Genomic DNA, 18,105 nt, shown 5'->3' with positions numbered 1-18,105 from the left:
GCCGTCATGACGCGGCCAGGCATTCAAACCGAGAAAACCATCATGCATGCAACCCTCAAACGTCGTCTCGCCGCCATCGGACTGACGCTTGGCGCCTGTGCGGCGCTGGCACCGGCTGCCCAAGCGGCGACCAACGAGCAGTTCTTCCCCTTGGCTACCTATCGGGTCGGCGCCTATGCCTCCAGCGGTATTCCGGTGTGGGCCGGAATGATCGACTACCTGCGCTACATCAATGACGTGGAAGGTGGGATCAATGGCGTCAAGCTGGTCTGGCAGGAATGCGAGACCGAATGGACGGCGGAGAAGGGCATCGAATGCTACGAGCGCTTCAAGAATGGCCTCGATGGCGCGCCGGTGGCGGTCTATCAACCCAACGGCGCGCCGGCCGCCTATGCCCTCGCGGACAAGGCCGAAGCCGACAAGATCCCCTTGATCACCCTGGGTTATGGCCGTACCGAAGCCACCGATGGCCGGGTGTTTCCCTACAACTTCCCGGCCATGCTGACCTTCTACAGCGAGGCCTCGGCGTTCATCAACTACGTGGCCGAGCGCGAGGGCGGGCTGGACAAGCTCAAGGGCAAGAAAATCGCCACCGTCTACCACGACTCCGCCTATGGCCGGGAGACCCAGGGGCCGCTGGCGTTGCTGGCGCAGAAGTACGGCTTCGAGAACATCCAGATCGCGGTGGCCGACCCGGGTAACGAACAGGCCGGGCAGTGGCGCCAGGTGCGGCAACTCAAGCCGGACTGGGTGTTCCTGCGGACCTGGGGCGTGTCCACGCCGGTGGCGATCAAGACCGCGGCGCGTTTTGGCTATCCGGTGGAGCGCATCGTCGGCGACATCTGGGCCAGTTCCAACGAAGACGTGTTGCCGGCCGGCGAGGCGGGCAAGGGGTACCTGGCGTTGACCCCCTATCCGGGCGGCGCCGACTTCGAGATCCACCAGCGCATTCGGCAGCACATCCTCGACACCGGTAAGAGCGACCTCAAGGATCCGAAGAGTTTTGGCAGCGTCTACTACAACTCCGGCCTGGTGAATGCCGCCATCGCCGTCGAAGCGATCCGCACCGCGCAGCAGCATTTCGGCAATCGTCCGCTCAACGGTGAGGAGGGTCGCTGGGGCCTGGAGCACCTCGACCTCAACGATGCGCGCCTCAAGGAAATCGGTTTTCTTGGATTGATGCAGCCGCTACGCCTGTCCTGCAGCGACCACGAAGGCGGTGGGGCGGCCAAGGTACAGCAATGGGACGGCCAGCAGTGGAACCTGATCACCGATTGGGTCCAGGCCGACCGCGCCACGTTGCGCCCATTGATCGATGCCAAGGCCGCCGAGTACGCAAAAGAGAAAGGCGTGACCGCCCGCGATTGCGCGGCGCAGTAGCCATCTACAGCGACACACAACCGGGCGCGACTGCGCCCGAGGGGGAAGAAACCATGACCTTTGCGGCCCTTGCCGGCACCGAAAACAGCGAGTTGCTGGCGGTGCAAGACATCGAAGTAATCTACGACGGCGCGATCCTCGCCGTAGCCGGGGTTTCCCTGCGGGTCGGCCAAGGCGATATCGTCGCCCTGCTCGGCGCCAACGGGGCGGGCAAGAGCACCACGCTCAAGGCCATTTCCGGGTTGGTCCAGGCTGATCGGGCGCAGGTCAGCCGTGGACGAATTGTCTTTCATGGACAGGACACCGCCGGCGTTGCGGCCAATCTGCTGGCGCGCCAGGGTATCGTCCATGTTCTGGAAGGGCGACATGTGTTCGCCCATTTGACGGTCGAGGATAACTTGCGCAGCGGCGGTTTCCTGCGCAAGCCGACACGCCGTGAATTGGAACAGGATCTGGAGCGCATCTACGCCTGGTTCCCTCGGCTGAAGACCAAACGCAAGACCCAGGCCGGGCTGACCTCGGGCGGCGAGCAGCAGATGCTTGCCATCGGCCGCGCACTGATGGCCCAGCCTCGACTGGTGCTGCTCGACGAGCCCTCGATGGGGTTGGCGCCGATCCTCGTCGAAGAGATTTTCGCCATCGTCGCGCAGCTCAATGCCCAAGAGGGCATGAGCTTTCTGGTGGCCGAGCAGAACATCAATGTCGCCCTGCGCCATGCCAACTACGCCTACATCCTGGAGAACGGCCGGGTGGTGGGCGAGGGCGATGCTACGGAGCTGGCGGCGCGGGAAGACCTCCAGCACTTCTATCTGGGTGGCAAGGCTCGCTGAGGACGATGCGGCGCAACTGTTCGCGGGGCAACAGTCCCTCGACAGTTTGTCGTTCTCGGGGCTTTCAGGTGTATCCGGGTTATTTATCAACTCATTGAATTTAAATAGTTTTTGAGGTTGGTACGGGCTGTGCTTTAGCGCTGGATAAACCCGTTATGCATGGAGTAGCACATGACCGAGTCACCGTCTTTCGATCTGCCTGGGCAGGCCCATCCGGCGCCGCGCAGTCCGGCCCACATCATCCGCAGCGACGCCGAGGCCATTGAAGTGGCGCATCGCCTGGCCGAGGATTTCGCCCGGGAGGCGGCCTTGCGCGACCGCGAGCGGCGGCTGCCCTGGGAGGAACTGGAGCGCTTTTCCGCCAGCGGGTTGTGGGCGATCCGCGTGCCAAAGGCATACGGTGGTGCCGAGGTGTCCTATGCCACCCTCAGCGAAGTGATCGCGATCATTTCCGCGGCCGATCCCTCTCTCGGCCAACTGCCGCAGAACCATTTCGGCGTGCTCAGCAACCTCCGCCTGACCGGCAGCGAGGAGCAGAAGCGCCGTTACTACGCCAAGGTGTTGCAGGGCTATCGTTTCGGCAATGCCTTTTCCGAAGCGCGCAGCCAGTACGTCACCACGTTCCAGACGCAGATCCGCTTCGACGGCGACACGGCGGTACTCGACGGCGAGAAGGCCTACTGCACCGGTGCGTTGTTCGCCCACATCGTGCCGGTGGCCGGCGTGGATGAGGAAGGGCACGTCCATATCGCCCTGGTCCCACGGGATGCGGCGGGCCTGACGGTGATCGACAGTTGGGACGGTTTCGGCCAGCGCATTACCGCCAGTGGCCAGGTGCGCATCGACGGCGTGCGGGTGCCGGCGAGCGACGTGGTGCCGGCCTGGAAAGCCTATGAGCAACCCACCTCCGACGGCCCGATTTCGCAAATCATCCAGGCTGCGGTGGACACCGGCATTGCCCGTGGCGCCTTCGCCGAAACCCTGCGCGTCGCGCGCCAGGCGCGTCCATGGGTGGACAGCGGGTTGCAACACGGTTGGCAGGACCCGCTTGGCCAGGCGCTGATCGGTGAGTTGGCCTGGCGCCTGCAAGCGGCCGAGGCGATTCTGCGGCGCGCGGCGCACGCGGTCGACCGGGCTGTCGCCGAACCCAGCGAGGAGCGAGTGGCAGAAGCCTCGGTGATCGTCGGCCAGGCCAAGGTGCTGTCCACCGAGATTGCCCTGGAGGCTTCCAGCCGTCTGTTGGAGTTGGGCGGCACCCGCAGCGTCTCGGCCAGCCAGGGGCTGGATCGGTTCTGGCGCAATGCGCGGACCCACACCCTGCACGATCCGGTGCGCTGGAAATATCACTTGGTCGGCAATCAACTGCTCAACGGCATCAAGCCGCAACGTCATTCCTGGAACTGAGGTATTGCCCATGTCCAACTTACATTCCCAAGGCCGTAGCGACTTGGCCCATGCCCGTCATGTCGAGGCGGCGCTGCTCGACTTTCTGCGTGCCCAGAGCGCTCGGCATGAAGCCCTGGTGATTGCCGCAGTCGGCGATTTGCGTATCCGCATCGACGCTGCCGATGCCTTGCTGGAATACGCCGACGAGTCCCAGTCGGCCGCCATCGCCTTTCGCCTGGCCGCCGCCGAGGCCGCGCGCCTGGCCGGCCATGCCTACTTCGAACTGGCCGGTCGCAGCCTGCCGCGTCCCTTGCCGGACAGCCCCGAACCGGCCCTGCTGACCCAGCGTCGGCTGCTTGGCGACCATTACCTCAACGGCGCTGCGTTGGCCGATGGGCAAGGTATTGGTTTGGCCGGGTGAACGTCATGTTCGGCAGCGGAGGCAATGCTGTTCGCTTGAGGCTTGAGGCTTGAGGCTTGAGGCTTGAGGCTTGAGGCTTGAGGCTTGAGGCTTGAGGCTTGAGGCTTGAGGCTTGAGCCATGAGTCATGAGTCATGAGCCTTGAGGTACGAGCCATTGTGGCGAGGGAGCTTGCTCCCGCTGGGCTGCGTAGCAGCCCCGATGCGGCCATCGAGGGTGCCAGATTGCTCGGGCCAACTGGCGCCGGGGGGGCGCTTCGCACCCCAGCGGGAGCAAGCTCCCTCGCCACGGGTTCATCTACTGCCTTGAGTGAGCGGCCGCTTTCTCCGGGGCGCCGCGAACGCTGTGTCAGCAAGCGTGCTTGCGATAGCGGTGGTTCAGTCACATCGATGTTGGACTTGCTGGCCTCTTCGCGGGCAAGCCCGCTCCCACAGGTTTTGCGGTGTGCATGAGTTTTGTGTCTGCTGAAAATCCACTGTGGGAGCGAGCTTGCTCGCGATAGCGGGGGTTCTGTCACATAGATGCCGGCATTTGCCCTTGCCCGCGCTGCCTATAAACCTGATGTGCAGTTTGTCGAGGTACAGATCCTGAAATTATTGTCATGTACTAATCTGTTGGCAGGCACGGTAGAAGTAGTCATCTATATAACCAGCAGAGATAGTCGAATGACGAATCATGAAACCGTTGTCGGCAGAGCCAATGAGGCCGACCTGGATGGGATCCTGGCACTTCAAGAAGCGAACCAGATGGCCCGGGGCGGCTTGCTTTCGGCAAACCTGCCAAGGGATCGCGTGGCAGCGATGATGCAGGAAATGCCTCTGATAGTTGCGCGTCGAGATGGCCGTATCACCGGTTTCCTGATGACTACCACGCGGGGAATGAATGCCGACCTACCGATCGTACAAGCGATGTTCGCCGCTTATCATGGGACGCCGGATGCCTATGTCTATGGCCCGATTTGCGTGGGCGAGGAAGAGCGTGGCAAGGGGCTGGCCCAGCGAATGTTCGCGGTTCTGCGGGATTTCGAGCAGAGGCGTGAAGGCGTTCTTTTCATTCGCAAGGATAATGGACCCTCGCTTCGTGCGCATTTGAAAATGGGTATGAAAGAAGTTGCTTGCTTTCCATTCAACGGGTTCGATTTCGCCGTTTACTCATACATCGGCTAGACATGCAAAGCAGCGGATATCCGATCACCTGAGCGGCAGAAAGAGCTCGGTAATGGCTTCGTTCTCAGCGACGTCCGGAAAGAACGTAATGCGCTGGCAATAGAGCGGGAAATCCCCCGGCTCCTCACCGCTGGCCGGCAGCCAATCCCTGTACAGGTACAGCGCGGCAGGCTCAAGGTTATCGGCGCCACCTTCGACCCGCAGCACGGCACAACGCCCGGCAGGGATACTGCCGGCCTTGATCGCTTCGCCGTTTGGCGTGATGGGTTGGTCCGTCCCTGCGCACAGATCCAATCGATAGTTTTGCGGTGCAGTCGCCCGCGGGTCGGTGTGGAAGACATTGAACGTCGGACTGTTCGGCGGGACCAGGCCGACACTGCGCCGCCAGGCAATGAAGCGTTGGATCGTCGTGCCGATCATCGCGGGATCGCCTCGGTGTTCCATGATGGCGACGGGGGTCGCGGGAACGCTACGAATCTGTACATCGCTGGGCTGATAAGTCGTGGGCATGAAACGGTTCCTCGCGTTGTGCAATGGCGTGAAAGTAATGCCCCAATGCTGCCAGTCGGGCGATTTGCGGAAACTCGAGGGTTGTTGCCCCACGCGTTGTCGAAATGCACGGGCAAAGGCATCAGGCGCACCGTAACCGGCACCCATGGCAATTTCTGTGATCGTTTCATGTTCGCGAAACGCCAGTTTGTAGGAGGCGCGTTTCATTCGGGCGAGTTGGACATAGCGGTGCAAGGGCAGGTTGAACGTCGCCATGAACTGCCGGTGAAAATGGTATTTCGAAAAAGCCGCAACGCCGCTCAACGTATCCAGGTCCAGGCAGTCATCAAGGTGCAGGTCGATGTAATCGAGCACCTTCTGCATCCGGAATCGGTAGTGCTTTTGTATGTCGGTCATGGTCTTTCCCTGTAGAGGACACCAGCATGAGGCCAACCAACATAATGCGCTCGACCGATCTTGCTATCTTGAGCTTGAAACCGCCTGCCGCGCTTCGGTACTCACGACCAGCCAGATGCCGACCCCGGACACGGCCATCCCCACCGCCATCTGCCAGGAAAGTGGTTCGTTGAACATCGCCCAGGCCCAGAGCATGGTAATGGGCGGGCTGAGGTACAGGACACTGGCGACGCGGGTGGCGGTCGTGCGGCGCAGGCACAGCCAATAGAGCCCGTAACCGCCCATTGTCGAAATGCCCGCTGTCCACAAGACGCTCAGTGCAAAGCCGGTGCTGGGTAGCGGGGCCAGGCTGCCATGGACGCCCTCTACCAGGGCGAAGGCCAGGCCCGACACGCAACACTGCAGCCACAGGTTGGGCAGCAGGCCCAGCGATTGTTCGGCGGGCAGGTATTTCTGCCACAGGGTCGCGACGGCGAGCGAGAGCATGCCAAGCAGCGGCAGGCCATAGGCCCACAAGGGTGCGTTGCCCCACGCCAATGCGCCTTGGGTCACCAGCATGACGCCGACCAGCCCGATGAGCAGGCCTGCCCAGACTTGCCAGGTCAGCCGTTGCCGGAGTACGCCGGCGGCCAGCAGCGCCAGGCCCAGTGGCAGCAGGTCGGCGACCAGCGCGGCCAGGCCCGCCGGTACACCCAGGGCAATGCCTTGGGTGATACCGCCCAGGTAGCCCGCCATTGCCAAGAGGCCGACGCCGGCGTTTTTCAACAGCGCGACGGGCGAGGTTCGGCGTAGTTGCCCGGCGACGAAGGGCAGCAGGACGAGCATGACCACGACGCATCGCCAGAACACCACCAGCAGTGCCGGCGCGTAATCGATGGAAAAGCGCGCGCCAATAAAGCCGGAGCTCCACGACACCAGCAAAGCCGCTTCGAGCAAGGGCAGTGGGATCAGCCAATGCCAGGCGGGCCGGGGCCGGGACGTGCAGTTCATCGATTTATTCAGGTTCATGACCACAGGCTACGGAACCCGGCTAATCTAATAAATCAAAATGAAATGCATCAGTTATTCACGAAGATTGAATCATGGCAGCCATACTCGATATCGATTTGATACGTACTTTTCATGCGGTGGCGCAGATCGGGAAATTCAGTGGGGCGGCGGAACAACTGCACAAAAGCCCGGCGGCGGTCAGCGTGCATATCCAGCGGTTGGAAGCGGTGGCGGGCGGTCGGTTGCTCAACCGGGACAATCAATCGGTATCCCTCACCGCGTTGGGCAAGCGTTTGCTCGTGGCGACGACGGAGCTGCTCAATACCCATGACCGGGTGCTGGCCGACCTGCACGGCACCCGTCTGGCGGGACGCATCACCTTGGGGGTGCCGGATGAATATGCCGACCATGTTATCCGCGACATCCTCCCGACCTTCGCCGCCGCGTGGCCCAACGTCGTGCTGGAACTCAAGACCGCGCCAAGTTACGCGCTACGTGACCAGGTGCAGCGTGGCAAGCTCCAGGCAGCGGTGGTTACCCAGCCGAAGGGCCAAGCGGGCACAGAAGCGCAAGTGCTGGTGTCCACCACGCCGGTCTGGGTCGGACCAGTCCACGGGACGGCGGCCTCGCTGGAGCCGTTGCCACTGGCGGTGCATGCGGTGCAATGCCCTTATCGGCAAGCGATGGTGGAAACCCTCAGGCAAAGCGGGCGCAGGACGCGCATCGTCCTGGAAAGCCCCTCCAACCAGGCCGTCAAGGCCTGCGTGGAGGCCGGGTTGGCGATCAGCCTGATCGACCGTGGGCGGGTGACGGATGCGATGCGGATCCTTGAAGGCCTGCCGGTGATCGAGGAGCATGAGGTGGTGTTCATGCGAGGCCAGGCCTCACAGGATGATGAAGCCGTGAACCTGCTTGCCCGTGCCATGCAGCAGTCTTTCCGGCTGTAGAACCGGTCTGGGGACTGCTGCGCAGTCCAGCGGGAGCAAGCTCCCTCGCCACGGTGTTGCGCCCGTACTCAAAAATGAAGTCGTACGCGGCTTTTGTGGCGAGGGAGCTTGCTCCCGCTGGGTTGCGCAGCAACCCCAATGACCGGCTCAAGCCGACAGCGGCGGGGTCCGAGGCGGGACCAGGCGCTTGGAGCCGATCGACTCGAACGCCGATGCCAGTCGCAACAGTTTCGAGTCATCATAGGCGCGCCCGGCAAATGTCAGTCCGACGGGCATGCCGATGTCGGCCATGACGCCCATCGGCACGGTGACCGTGGGCACGCCCAGGTGACGGATGGCGAGGTTGCCGTTGGCGACCCAGACCCCATTGCTCCAGGCGATATCGGCAGAGGCCGGATTGATATCCGCGTCCGCCGGCCCGACATCGGCGACGGTCGGGAAGATCACCGCGTCCAGGCCCAGCCGTTCCATCCAGTCTTCCAGGTCGATCCGGCGTGTTTCTTCGAGCCCCCGCAACCCGTCGGGCAATGTCGGGATCTGGTCCCAAGGCGTGATGCCGCGTTGGGCCATCTTCACGTACTCATCCATGCCGGCGGCCAGGTCGTCCTCGCGGTTGGGCAGGGTGCCCGGGTCGTGGGGGAAGATCTTCGGTCCGTCGACATCGGCCAGGCGATTCAACTGCGGATCACCGTTGGCCCGCAGGAAATCATCGAATGCCCAGGCCGACAGGTCCCACAATTCATGGTGCAGGAATTCCTTGGAAACCAGGCCACGGGTGAACACCGTCGGCGCGCCGGGACGATCGCCCTCGCAATTGGACACCAGTGGGAAATCCACCTCGACCACTTCGGCGCCACAGGCCTCCAGGGCCTTGCGGGCTTGCTCCCAAAGGTCGATCACCGAGGCGCGGGTGATGATGCGCTGCCCCGTCGGGCCGCCGATGCCGGGGGCTTCGGCCGTGCCGGCTTCAGGGTCGGCGTTGATGTACATCCGTGGCACGCCGAACCGAACGCCGGCCAGCGCCCCGGGTTTGCTGGCAAGGCTCGGATACGAGGCGGGGCGAATCGAGTCGACGCGCGGAATCGGCACCCAGGGTTGCAGGCGCCACAGGTCGCCACGGGTGTCCGGGTCCTCGGCCACCACCACGTCCAGCACTTCGAGCAGGTCGGCCATGGTCCTGGCGAAGGGCACGACGACGTCCATGGTTGGCGTCAACGGCCAGTTGCCCCGCACCGAAATCACCCCACGGGACGGCGTGTAGGCGCACAGGCCATTGTTCGACGCCGGGCCGCGCCCGCTCGACCAGGTTTCTTCAGCCAGGCCGAATGCCGCGAAACTGGCGGCAGTTGCGGTGCCCGCACCGTTCGAGGAGCCGGAGGCAAAAGGCGCGGTGAGGTAGTCGCCGTTGTACGGGCTTTCCGCCCGGCCATACACCCCGCGCTGCATCCCGCCGTTGGCCATGGGCGGCATGTTGGTCTTGCCCAGGCAGATGGCCCCGGCGGCGCGCAGCCGTTCGATGGTGAACGCATCGCGATAAGCCACCAAGTCCTTGAACGCCGGGCTTCCGGACGCGGCGGTGAGGCCCTTGACCAGATAACTGTCCTTGGCCGTATAGGGAATGCCGTCGAGTGGACCGAGGGTCTGGCCGTTGGTCCGGCGGGCATCGGAGGCCTGCGCTTCCTTCAGCGCATCCGGGTTGCGCACCACCACCGCGTTGAGGGCGGTGGGCGTGTCGGGGCCGTCGTAGGCATCGATCCTGGCGAGGTAGGCCTGGACAAGCGCTACCGCCGTGGTCTGGCCCGATTCCAGCGCGGCGCGCAGTTGGGCAATGGAAACTTCGGTGATGTCGATCATGCAGTTACCGCCGCGGCAGAAGGATGACGGGGGTGCGGTCCATTGACGTTGGGGCCTGGCACTTCAGGTCATCTCAAGGTGGATATTTATCGGGTTTTGACTACTGTACTACGGAAGATCGAACAAGGGCAGCCCAGGTTTGACGGGATTTTTCTCGAACGTGCCAAAATTTCTCCTCCGTCAGACCTCGTTAAGAAACGGCTTCGGCAGGCGTGATGACTCGCGATTCCCAAGCCGCTGGCGCCGACGATGCGGTCACGTCCGTCGATTGGCGTGACGACGCAGGCAGTTTGGATCACTCAGCCGTTGCTGGACACCCCATGCCGGGTATCCTGAAAGGGTGACTGTGCGGACGACATGTCTGTTTTTGCAAGGAGACCCGACTATGAATCCCCTGTCTTTTGCATCGCCGCCTTATGCCGATCGAGCCGCGGCCGGCCAACGCTTGATAGAACCCTTGGCCCAGTACCGTGGACAGAGCAATGCGATCGTCCTGGCGTTGCCCCGGGGCGGCGTGCCCGTCGCCTGGGCGGTGGCCGACGCCCTGGGGCTGCCCCTCGACCTGATACTGGTGCGCAAGCTCGGTGTGCCGTCTCATCCGGAAGTGGCGATGGGCGCGATTGCCAGCGGCGCCATCCAGATTCGCAACGACGATGCGTTGCGTGCCCATCACGTCGACCAGGCTGCCTTCGATGCGGTGCTCCAGCGGGAAAGGCAGGAGCTGGCGCGCCGTGAAGCGCTTTATCGCGGCAGCCGCCCACCTGTCGACCTGAAACAGCAGGTGGTCCTGCTTGTGGATGATGGCCTGGCCACCGGTGCGTCAATGATGGCAGCGGTCCGTGCGGTACGCCTGCAAAACCCTCTTGCCATCGTGGTTGCCGTTCCAGTGGCGCCGGTCGAAACCGCCGAAGCCTTGCGCAGTGAGGTCGATGAGTTTGTGTGTCCGTTGATGCCCGAGTGGATGCGCTCGGTCGGCGATTGGTACGAAGACTTCAGCCAGACCCCGGACGAAACAGTGGTCGCGCTATTGGACAGGGCCTGGAGCAGGCCTCGTTCATAACCGCTGCGCGAGCTTTTCGATTTAATGCCATGGCTGACGTACGGCACAGGCGCCGTTGTCCTTGAAGAGTTTCCTGAACTCGCGCGCTCAATAGCGATCTAGAATCCATTGAGACCCTGAGCGTTGCAGCCAGGGGGTTTGAGGATGACTGATGTCGAACATTGAAGAGCTCCCCTTGGAAGCCTGTACGCCAAGTGAATATGAAAGCCTGATCGCGATGGGGACGAATGCGCTGGATGCCATTCCCGGTGCGGTGTACCTCTGCGATCGCCAGGGGTGGCTCGTGCGGTATAACAGCGAGGCGGCCGAGCTGTGGGGAAGGGCGCCGGCGCTTGGAGAGAACGGCGACCGCTTCTGCGGCGCCCATCGATTGTTCCTGGCCGACGGAACGCCGCTGGCATTCGAGCACAGTCCGACGGCCTCGGCGCTCGATACCGGCATTGCGCCGCGCAATCAGGAAGTGATCATCCAACGTCCGGATGGCTCGCGGTTCGTGGCGCTTATGAACATCCGCGCCCTCAGGGATCGGCGGGGCGTCATTCAAGGGGTGATCAATTGCTTCCAGGACGTTTCGGCGCACCACGCCATGGCCGAAGAGCTTCGGCGCAAGAGTGCCGACCTGGAAGACTTTTTCGAAAACAGCGCGGTAGGCCTGCATATCGTCAGTGGCGAGGGCATCATCCTGCGCGCCAACAAGGCGGAGCTGGCGCTGCTGGGCTATCCGGCGCAAGAATACATCGGTCGCCACATCACCGAATTTCATGTCGACGAGCCGGTTATTGGCGACATTCTCACCAAGCTGGGCAGTGGCGATCGCCTGGAGAGCTATCCGGCGCGCCTGAGGGCCAAGGACGGCTCGATCAAGCATGTCACGATCACCTCGAACGGCCGGTTCGAGAACGGAAAACTCTTCAACACCCGCTGCTTCACCATCGACAGGAGCAGCGTCCATGCGGCCGAGGCGGCGCGCCAGGACAGCGATGACCGGCTTTCGGCGACCTACGAAGCGGCGACCATCGGTATTGCCGAGGCCGGCATCGACGGCCGCTTGCTCCGGGTGAACGATGCCCTGTGCAACATGCTGGGCCGCTCGCGGGACGAACTCCTGGCGATGACCTTCCTGGATTACACCCACCCGGACTGCATCGCGCAGGATGCCGGGTTGTACGCCCGCCAAGTGGCCGGTGAATTGGATAATTACGTGCTGCGCAAGCGCGCGGTGAAACCCGATGGCGAGGTGGTTTACCTCGACATCCACAGCTCGTCGGTGAGGGACGCCAACGGGACGTTTCGGTATGGCGTGCGGGTGCTGCAGGACGTCACCCTGGCGCGGCGCATGGAAAACCAGGTCCGCGAAAGCGAACGGCACATGCGCAATCTCCTCGAAGCGTTGCCGGCCGCGGTGTACACCACTGATGCCGAGGGGCGTATCACGTTCTTCAACCGCGCCGCTATCGAGTTGTCGGGGCGCACGCCGCAGTTGGGCGAGATGTGGTGCGTGACTTGGAAGCTGTTCAATACCGACGGAACCGCGCTGCCCCACGATCAATGCCCGATGGCGGTGGCGCTGAAGGAAAACCGGCCGATACGCGGCGTCGAGGCGATTGCGGAGCGGCCCGATGGCAGCCGTGTACCGTTCACACCGTTTCCCACGCCTCTGCATGATGCCGATGGAAACCTGGTGGGCGCCATCAACATGCTGGTGGACATTTCCGAGCGAAAGCAGGCGGAAAACCGGCAGAAGACATTGATCGATGAGCTCAATCACCGGGTCAAGAACACCCTGGCCACGGTGCAATCCCTGGCGGCCCAGACCGCGCGCAATGCCGAGGATGCGAAGGACGGCTACCGGCGTTTCGAGGCAAGGCTGTTGGCCTTGTCGCGAGCACACGATCTCTTGACCAAACGGCATTGGGGCCAGACGCCCCTCGACACCCTGGCCCATGAAGTGCTGATGCCTGTCTTCGGGCTTGAGCCTGGCCGTGTGGTGATCAAGGGGGCTGGTGTGGACGTCGGCACCCGCGTGGCGCTCAACCTGACGATGACCCTCAATGAATTGGCGATCAACGCGCTTAAATACGGGGCCATGTCGGTCGAGACGGGCACGCTCGCCGTCACCTGGCAGTTGCAAGCCCAAGGGGACGGAACGCTGTTGACCCTTGACTGGCAAGAGCGAGGAGGGCCAGCGGTAGCCCCGCCGGAACGGGAAGGGCTGGGGTCGCGCCTGATGAAGCGTTGCATCGAGCGCGACTTGGGTGGCACCTTTGAGCTCACCTTTGCTCCACAGGGCGTTTGCTGTCGCTTTTCGTTCCTGATTGGGGTGGCTGGGGCATGACCCCATTGGCTGGAAACAGGGTGCTGGTCGTCGAGGACGAAGGCGCCATTGCCCTATTGATCGAAGAGATGCTGGAGGAATTCGAATGCGAGGTCGTGGCGTCTGTCGCCCGGCTCGCCAAGGCCTGTGAAATCGCCCGCTCGGTGGAGGTTGACCTGGCGATCCTGGACGTCAATCTGGCTGGCGAGCGCGTGTTCCCGGTGGCCGACATTCTTCGTGGTCGCCACATTCCCTTCCTGTTCAGCACCGGCTACGGCGCGAGCGGGCTGCCGGCCGAATACGCCGGATGCCCGGTGCTGCACAAGCCGTTTTCGCAAAATGAATTGCAGCAGAAAATGGCCGTAACGCTGAAGCAAGCCCGCGCAGGCGGCGTAACATCCAGCACTGATGCCAACTGATCCACCGCTATCGCGAGCAAGCTCGCTCCCACACTGGCCGGCGGTGGACCGTGACTGAGTGGCCGCCACAAATCCCCTGTGGGAGCGAGCTTGCTCGCGATAGCGATGGCACAGGCAAAAGCATCGCCAACTGACCCACCGCCATCGCCAGCAAGCCCAACCCTTGGCTTTCAAGCAGACCTCTACGAGACGTCGCCGCTGGACTGTGCTAAATCTCTTACCGGCAACCCACCGCCCTAACCATTCAAGGAGTGAACATGAGTCTCCACGGTCATTACGATCCAAAGAACATCTTTGCGCTGATCCTTCGCGGCGATGCGCCGTGCTACAAGATTTACGAAGACGCCGATGTGCTGGCCTTCCTGGATCTCTTTCCGCAATCGCGCGGTCATGTCCTGGTCATCCCCAAGAATTCCCAGGCGCGCAACATCCTCGAAGTCGAGCCCACAGTCCTCGGCGCAATGATGTCGACCGTGCAGCGCCTGACGCGGATCATCGTGGACGAGCTGCAGCCGGACGGCGTCCAGATCGCGCAGTTCAACGGCGCGGTGGCGGGGCAGACGGTCTACCACATTCACATGCACATCATCCCTCGCTGGGAAGGTGAGGAAGCGGGTGCGCATGGCCGGGGCAAGGCCGATCCCGAGGAACTGGAAAAACTCCAGGCTCGCCTGGTCGCGCGCATTGGCTCAGAGGCCTGACGCTGGAAAAAACCACTTCGCACGCGCTGCCGAGTTGAAGGTTTGATTTAGGGCCCGCGCAGCGCTAATCAGTGGCCGTTCGGGCAGGCGCGCAGCGATACATTCAGCATCGATGCACGCAGGCCCGCCGCCATCGCGAGCAAGCTCGCTCCCACAGGGGATGTCGGGTTGATGGAAAATGGCGGCTGTCCCGGGTCCAAGTGTGGGAGCGAGCCTGCTCGCGATGGCGACAGTACATCCAACAACAATGCACACAGACCCACCGCTTTCGCGAACAAGGTTGTGCACCCCAGCACAAACCCCACCAACAATTCCCTACCCAATCCCTTGCCAACCGCTACCATTGCACGCTGACCTCCCGACACCCCGGACATTCACCTTCATGAAATTGCGCCTGCTGACCGCTGCCTTGTTTTTCACTTGCACCCTGGTTCACGCCGCTGAATCGAAACCCGTTCCGAAAGCCCTTGAACAACAGATCGGGCATCTGGTCGCGCTCATCAAGGACAGCTACGCCACCGGCTATCCCGAAGCGACACTGGTGCAGACCCTGGACACCGGCGAGGACAGCCAGGTCACCCTTGCGGTTTTCACCATCGAGGGTTTCGGCATGGGCAACAACTACAGCCAATACCTGGCCGCCTTCACGCCCGAAGAGAACGAAGAGGGTGTGCCGCACTACAGCCTGTTGGACGTGATGCGCATCGGTGGCGACAGCTGGCGGGCCATCGACAACCTCGATGCCAAGTTGGTCAGCGACCCGACGGGTGAACAGACCCTGATCGACATCCCCGTGATGGAGAATACCGACGAGGATGCGCCGAATTTCCCAAGCCGAGCCGCCGTGATTCACCTGTCCCTGGACGGGGCACAGGCAGTGCGATTGGTTGAGATCAAGTAAAGCGGTACGCCTGATCGGATTTATGCGATTGCGATAGGCGTTGTGACCTCTCTGGAAAGGGCGTTAGCGCTGGACAAACGTTGCAACCTGTTTCGGTGGTGGAACGGTTAAACGAGTTTGTAGGAATCGACGGAGCGAATATTGCCCATTGACTTGCAGGACATTTCCTAGAAAATTCCAGTCCCTTGCGCCTGCTGATTTCGGTGCCTAGTCTTTGTCCACCGCTACCAATTAGCGGTCGGGTTTAGCAGCTCGGAATCACGTTAGGCGCACGGCAACTGCCTTCAGTGCGGGCATTTTTATTGCTCGAATTCTTATGGCGGCTGTGTGCAGGGCATCCTCGGGTGCGCCGGTTTCCTAACGTACCGGTCTGCTAACCTGCGCACGGCTGCCACCCACTCGTTTAGCAGCGAACGTGGCGGCTCCCATAACGTTAGGAGCATTCCATGGACAAACTCATCCCAGACCCACCCGTTCCACCGCTGCACCTGGACATCGCGGCCGACGCCAACGCCGAACGTGTCATCGATTCCTATCTGAACCCCAAACCCGCCCAGCCTGACAAGAAGCCACCTCCGGACCTACTATTCACCGTCGTGGAGGGCGTCGATGCTGAAAGCCTGTTGGCCAACCTCAGCGAAACGTTAGCCTCCGCCAATGCCATGGCCAATGATTTGGCGTTCGATCTGGAGGATTCTCGACGGCATGTTGCACTAGGGCTGCAACAATTGATTGAACTGGGTCTGCTATTGGCAAACCGGGCGCTGGATGTCATCGACCCTAGGTAAACGTACGGTGGAATAGATTCCATTTTTAGCAAGATAGATCGGGTCGGAAGCGAAGGGCTGCTTCCGACCCGAAGCTGCCTTTGCGCCCAAACGAAGAGCCGAAAAAGCTTAACCCCGTCCGGTCAGATTACGGGCCACCTACGAGCCACGGATTGGGTTCGTCAAAGCGAGCCGGTGTCGGCATTTTTCCAGCGAAGAAACCCTCAAACACCATGTGGAATCTCTCGCGGAAATCGTAGATCTGCTTTCTTTTCAGGTTTCGGATCTTGAAGCGATCCTTCCGATCAAAGTGGCATCCGAATAGCAGAGAACTGTAGCTGAATATCTCGAACACCCTATGTGAGAGTGCCTGACTGAAGCTTGTCTCTGTTGCGATTTGATAGAGTGCCCACTCCAGCAGCCAGTATGCTTCACGATCCCAGAGTCCCGCTTCGTGTAATCGTCCGATGAACGAGGCGTCTTCGTATGCTTCGCCCCCAACGAAATTTCTTGCGATCACAGCGTGCGGATCCATGTTAAGAGTTTCCATATCGGATAAGGTCGACAGCGTACCGAGGTGCCCGCTCTCGGACAATCTACAGCGCAACTTCCGCGCCCTACACAGCGGAGCGGTTGGCTAGCCTTTCACCCATGGAGCCCAGGAAATGCAGGTTTTTGAAATTTTACCGCTTGAGGCTATTGGTCCTGTTCGTCTTGGCGCAGCACGCGCTACAGCGAGGCAAAAGATGGCTGCCATCGGATTCCCTCTCGAGCATTCCCAGGACCGCATCGATTATTTTTGCGAATCCTGCGTGCAGGTTTCCCACGGGCCGAACGATGAAGTCAGCTTCATTGGTGTCTGCGGAAACCCGAACGTCACGTTCATGTTCAAGGGAGTCGATGTCTTTGCGCACTCTGCCACACATGTGTTTTCAGTGATGGCTGCTTCGGACAATTCCGGCCAGCACGAATTCTCATCCTATGAATACCTGTTTCCAAACCAAATCCTGACGCTATGGGATGCGGATGAACAATATGACCGCCAAGGAGGAGAAAGCCGTGAAGTCTGGGGTCAGGTCGGCATCGGAACCAGCGCTTACATGGCGGCCATTCGCGCCATCAAGACAGGCATGTGAATGGATCCCGATTGAATGAGAGATGTTTTACAGGGCCATCTTCGAGCAAAACGCGACCCGTTGGGAACGACAGCTTTCGGCCAAGAACGGACGTTTAGAGCAGAGAAATAAATCTGTTCTCTTTTCCGTTCTCTTTTCCCAATGGACATCACCGCGGCGTACGCAGGGCTATCGCGTGGTGCGCGCAGCGCTGTCTACAAAGGCACCTGAGCACTTGGCGCCGCGCAATGAGGCGAAGCATGGACTTCGCGTACGCTAACGTTATGCCTGAATCAATGCATTAAAGAACCACTCGTAGGGTGCCCGTGGGTTGTATTGGGGAAAATACACAACTATCACGGTTAAAGTTACAAGCACCAGCACCACCAACAGCGCGGTAAGTAGCTTTACCGACGTCGAAAGAGGTGGGTTGGGCGGGCCGTATTTATTAATCGCTTTACGCCCCGGAAGCATGAAGAGCGGAAGCGTTATCACAAAGCCGATAACAGGGACTACGCTGAGAATTCCCCATATCGGACTCCAGCCTAGATCACGTGCCCTGCGTACCAGTAGAGACACGTTGAGCAGCATGGCAGGAACGATAACGGTGACACCGACTATCAGCAAAACCACCAGTTGATGGCGCAACCCCACCATAAAGAACGTTAGCAAAATGCACGGAAGAACCAGCACCAAGGGCACATGAATCAGCCAGAAGCGCGCCAGAGAAATACGCCCGGAAAAATCCAAAATCTTGGGGTTTGAAAACGTGACAACCTCGTCGTCAATCAGTTGGGCGTCGCCCGGCTGGTATGGGTTTTCGATTTCGCTGCTGATGCTGCCGAAAACGGGTTCTATCCGGGCCATTTAGTGCTATTCCCTTATGTATGATGGTGCTATTCACGTCACAACGTTTACGCCTCATATCTAATCGAAGGCCGGCATCAAA

18 protein-coding genes are annotated in these 18,105 nt (G+C 61.2%); 13 read left to right on the top strand and 5 right to left on the bottom strand.

Annotated elements, in window-relative coordinates:
• The first annotated feature begins 42 nt into the window (after window positions 1-42).
• The 5 genes from J3P85_RS16105 (at window position 43) to J3P85_RS16085 (ending at window position 5,182) form a co-directional block, all read left to right on the top strand.
• Window positions 43-1,380, top strand: coding sequence for an ABC transporter substrate-binding protein (locus J3P85_RS16105; RefSeq protein WP_434702388.1), 1,338 nt, complete (start codon window positions 43-45; stop codon window positions 1,378-1,380).
• Between the two features lie 53 nt (window positions 1,381-1,433).
• Window positions 1,434-2,210, top strand: coding sequence for an ABC transporter ATP-binding protein (locus J3P85_RS16100; RefSeq protein ID WP_434702386.1), 777 nt, complete (start codon window positions 1,434-1,436; stop codon window positions 2,208-2,210).
• Window positions 2,211-2,381: 171 nt separating this feature from the next.
• Complete coding sequence (locus J3P85_RS16095; RefSeq protein ID WP_434702385.1) at window positions 2,382-3,614, top strand: SfnB family sulfur acquisition oxidoreductase; 1,233 nt, start codon at window positions 2,382-2,384, stop codon at window positions 3,612-3,614.
• 10 nt (window positions 3,615-3,624) lie between these two features.
• Window positions 3,625-4,017 (top strand): hypothetical protein, encoded by a 393-nt coding sequence (locus tag J3P85_RS16090; protein ID WP_411387284.1) that lies wholly within the window; start codon window positions 3,625-3,627, stop codon window positions 4,015-4,017.
• 520 nt (window positions 4,018-4,537) lie between these two features.
• Window positions 4,538-5,182, top strand: a complete 645-nt coding sequence (locus tag J3P85_RS16085) for a GNAT family N-acetyltransferase (protein ID WP_434702384.1) — start codon at window positions 4,538-4,540, stop codon at window positions 5,180-5,182.
• Between the two features lie 24 nt (window positions 5,183-5,206).
• Here J3P85_RS16085 and J3P85_RS16080 read toward each other — a convergent pair whose 3' ends face one another.
• Both J3P85_RS16080 and J3P85_RS16075 read right to left on the bottom strand, forming a co-directional pair.
• On the bottom strand, window positions 5,207-6,088 hold the full coding sequence (locus J3P85_RS16080; RefSeq protein WP_434702383.1) for an AraC family transcriptional regulator: 882 nt from the start codon (window positions 6,086-6,088) through the stop codon (window positions 5,207-5,209).
• A 63-nt stretch (window positions 6,089-6,151) separates the two neighbouring features.
• Window positions 6,152-7,096: a DMT family transporter gene (locus J3P85_RS16075; protein WP_434702382.1), complete on the bottom strand. Its 945-nt coding sequence runs from the start codon at window positions 7,094-7,096 to the stop codon at window positions 6,152-6,154.
• A gap of 74 nt (window positions 7,097-7,170) precedes the next feature.
• Here J3P85_RS16075 and J3P85_RS16070 point away from each other — a divergent pair, with 74 nt between their 5' ends.
• Window positions 7,171-8,025, top strand: coding sequence for a LysR family transcriptional regulator (locus J3P85_RS16070; RefSeq protein ID WP_434702380.1), 855 nt, complete (start codon window positions 7,171-7,173; stop codon window positions 8,023-8,025).
• Between the two features lie 147 nt (window positions 8,026-8,172).
• On the opposite strand, the gene J3P85_RS16065 is transcribed toward J3P85_RS16070, so the two are convergent.
• Complete coding sequence (locus tag J3P85_RS16065; protein ID WP_434702379.1) at window positions 8,173-9,879, bottom strand: amidase; 1,707 nt, start codon at window positions 9,877-9,879, stop codon at window positions 8,173-8,175.
• 385 nt (window positions 9,880-10,264) lie between these two features.
• Here J3P85_RS16065 and J3P85_RS16060 point away from each other — a divergent pair, with 385 nt between their 5' ends.
• The 6 genes from J3P85_RS16060 (at window position 10,265) to J3P85_RS16035 (ending at window position 16,062) form a co-directional block, all read left to right on the top strand.
• Complete coding sequence (locus J3P85_RS16060) at window positions 10,265-10,939, top strand: phosphoribosyltransferase (protein ID WP_434702378.1); 675 nt, start codon at window positions 10,265-10,267, stop codon at window positions 10,937-10,939.
• Between the two features lie 151 nt (window positions 10,940-11,090).
• Window positions 11,091-13,274 (top strand): PAS domain-containing sensor histidine kinase, encoded by a 2,184-nt coding sequence (locus tag J3P85_RS16055; RefSeq protein ID WP_434702377.1) that lies wholly within the window; start codon window positions 11,091-11,093, stop codon window positions 13,272-13,274.
• Window positions 13,271-13,672 carry a response regulator gene (locus J3P85_RS16050; protein ID WP_434702376.1) on the top strand — a complete coding sequence of 134 codons (402 nt, stop codon included), beginning with the start codon at window positions 13,271-13,273 and terminating at the stop codon, window positions 13,670-13,672. The genes J3P85_RS16055 and J3P85_RS16050 overlap by 4 nt, the downstream gene beginning before the upstream one ends.
• 257 nt (window positions 13,673-13,929) lie before the next feature.
• On the top strand, window positions 13,930-14,373 hold the full coding sequence (locus J3P85_RS16045) for an HIT family protein (protein WP_434702375.1): 444 nt from the start codon (window positions 13,930-13,932) through the stop codon (window positions 14,371-14,373).
• Between the two features lie 382 nt (window positions 14,374-14,755).
• The gene (locus J3P85_RS16040) at window positions 14,756-15,274 is read left to right on the top strand and encodes a hypothetical protein (protein ID WP_434702374.1); all 519 of its coding nucleotides are present in this window, start codon (window positions 14,756-14,758) and stop codon (window positions 15,272-15,274) included.
• A 446-nt stretch (window positions 15,275-15,720) separates the two neighbouring features.
• Window positions 15,721-16,062 carry a DUF6124 family protein gene (locus tag J3P85_RS16035; protein WP_434702373.1) on the top strand — a complete coding sequence of 114 codons (342 nt, stop codon included), beginning with the start codon at window positions 15,721-15,723 and terminating at the stop codon, window positions 16,060-16,062.
• A gap of 127 nt (window positions 16,063-16,189) precedes the next feature.
• Here the strand turns inward: J3P85_RS16035 and J3P85_RS16030 are convergent, their stop codons facing one another.
• Window positions 16,190-16,576, bottom strand: coding sequence for an Imm41 family immunity protein (locus tag J3P85_RS16030; protein WP_434702372.1), 387 nt, complete (start codon window positions 16,574-16,576; stop codon window positions 16,190-16,192).
• A gap of 130 nt (window positions 16,577-16,706) precedes the next feature.
• Here J3P85_RS16030 and J3P85_RS16025 point away from each other — a divergent pair, with 130 nt between their 5' ends.
• Window positions 16,707-17,177: a hypothetical protein gene (locus J3P85_RS16025; protein WP_188251015.1), complete on the top strand. Its 471-nt coding sequence runs from the start codon at window positions 16,707-16,709 to the stop codon at window positions 17,175-17,177.
• A gap of 261 nt (window positions 17,178-17,438) precedes the next feature.
• Here the strand turns inward: J3P85_RS16025 and J3P85_RS16020 are convergent, their stop codons facing one another.
• Window positions 17,439-18,023 carry a DUF805 domain-containing protein gene (locus tag J3P85_RS16020; protein ID WP_434702371.1) on the bottom strand — a complete coding sequence of 195 codons (585 nt, stop codon included), beginning with the start codon at window positions 18,021-18,023 and terminating at the stop codon, window positions 17,439-17,441.
• Window positions 18,024-18,105: the final 82 nt, after the last annotated feature.

Origin of the sequence: Pseudomonas sp. Z1-12 (assembly GCF_051132015.1) — a bacterium.
GTDB lineage: Bacteria > Pseudomonadota > Gammaproteobacteria > Pseudomonadales > Pseudomonadaceae > Aquipseudomonas > Aquipseudomonas zanjanensis.
Note: the sequence above shows the minus strand (reverse complement) of the source record. Positions and strands in the feature narration are given on the sequence as shown.

Excerpts from the sequence above, each read along its gene's own strand:
- J3P85_RS16105 (WP_434702388.1), top strand. The coding sequence starts at position 43 with ATGCATGCAACCCTCAAACGTCGTCTCGCCGCCATCGGACTGACGCTT.
- J3P85_RS16100 (WP_434702386.1), top strand. The coding sequence starts at position 1,434 with ATGACCTTTGCGGCCCTTGCCGGCACCGAAAACAGCGAGTTGCTGGCG.
- J3P85_RS16095 (WP_434702385.1), top strand. The coding sequence starts at position 2,382 with ATGACCGAGTCACCGTCTTTCGATCTGCCTGGGCAGGCCCATCCGGCG.
- J3P85_RS16090 (WP_411387284.1), top strand. The coding sequence starts at position 3,625 with ATGTCCAACTTACATTCCCAAGGCCGTAGCGACTTGGCCCATGCCCGT.
- J3P85_RS16085 (WP_434702384.1), top strand. The coding sequence starts at position 4,538 with ATGCCGGCATTTGCCCTTGCCCGCGCTGCCTATAAACCTGATGTGCAG.
- J3P85_RS16080 (WP_434702383.1), bottom strand. The coding sequence starts at position 6,088 with ATGACCGACATACAAAAGCACTACCGATTCCGGATGCAGAAGGTGCTC.
- J3P85_RS16075 (WP_434702382.1), bottom strand. The coding sequence starts at position 7,096 with ATGAACCTGAATAAATCGATGAACTGCACGTCCCGGCCCCGGCCCGCC.
- J3P85_RS16070 (WP_434702380.1), top strand. The coding sequence starts at position 7,171 with ATGGCAGCCATACTCGATATCGATTTGATACGTACTTTTCATGCGGTG.
- J3P85_RS16065 (WP_434702379.1), bottom strand. The coding sequence starts at position 9,879 with ATGATCGACATCACCGAAGTTTCCATTGCCCAACTGCGCGCCGCGCTG.
- J3P85_RS16060 (WP_434702378.1), top strand. The coding sequence starts at position 10,265 with ATGAATCCCCTGTCTTTTGCATCGCCGCCTTATGCCGATCGAGCCGCG.
- J3P85_RS16055 (WP_434702377.1), top strand. The coding sequence starts at position 11,091 with ATGTCGAACATTGAAGAGCTCCCCTTGGAAGCCTGTACGCCAAGTGAA.
- J3P85_RS16050 (WP_434702376.1), top strand. The coding sequence starts at position 13,271 with ATGACCCCATTGGCTGGAAACAGGGTGCTGGTCGTCGAGGACGAAGGC.
- J3P85_RS16045 (WP_434702375.1), top strand. The coding sequence starts at position 13,930 with ATGAGTCTCCACGGTCATTACGATCCAAAGAACATCTTTGCGCTGATC.
- J3P85_RS16040 (WP_434702374.1), top strand. The coding sequence starts at position 14,756 with ATGAAATTGCGCCTGCTGACCGCTGCCTTGTTTTTCACTTGCACCCTG.
- J3P85_RS16035 (WP_434702373.1), top strand. The coding sequence starts at position 15,721 with ATGGACAAACTCATCCCAGACCCACCCGTTCCACCGCTGCACCTGGAC.
- J3P85_RS16030 (WP_434702372.1), bottom strand. The coding sequence starts at position 16,576 with ATGGATCCGCACGCTGTGATCGCAAGAAATTTCGTTGGGGGCGAAGCA.
- J3P85_RS16025 (WP_188251015.1), top strand. The coding sequence starts at position 16,707 with ATGCAGGTTTTTGAAATTTTACCGCTTGAGGCTATTGGTCCTGTTCGT.
- J3P85_RS16020 (WP_434702371.1), bottom strand. The coding sequence starts at position 18,023 with ATGGCCCGGATAGAACCCGTTTTCGGCAGCATCAGCAGCGAAATCGAA.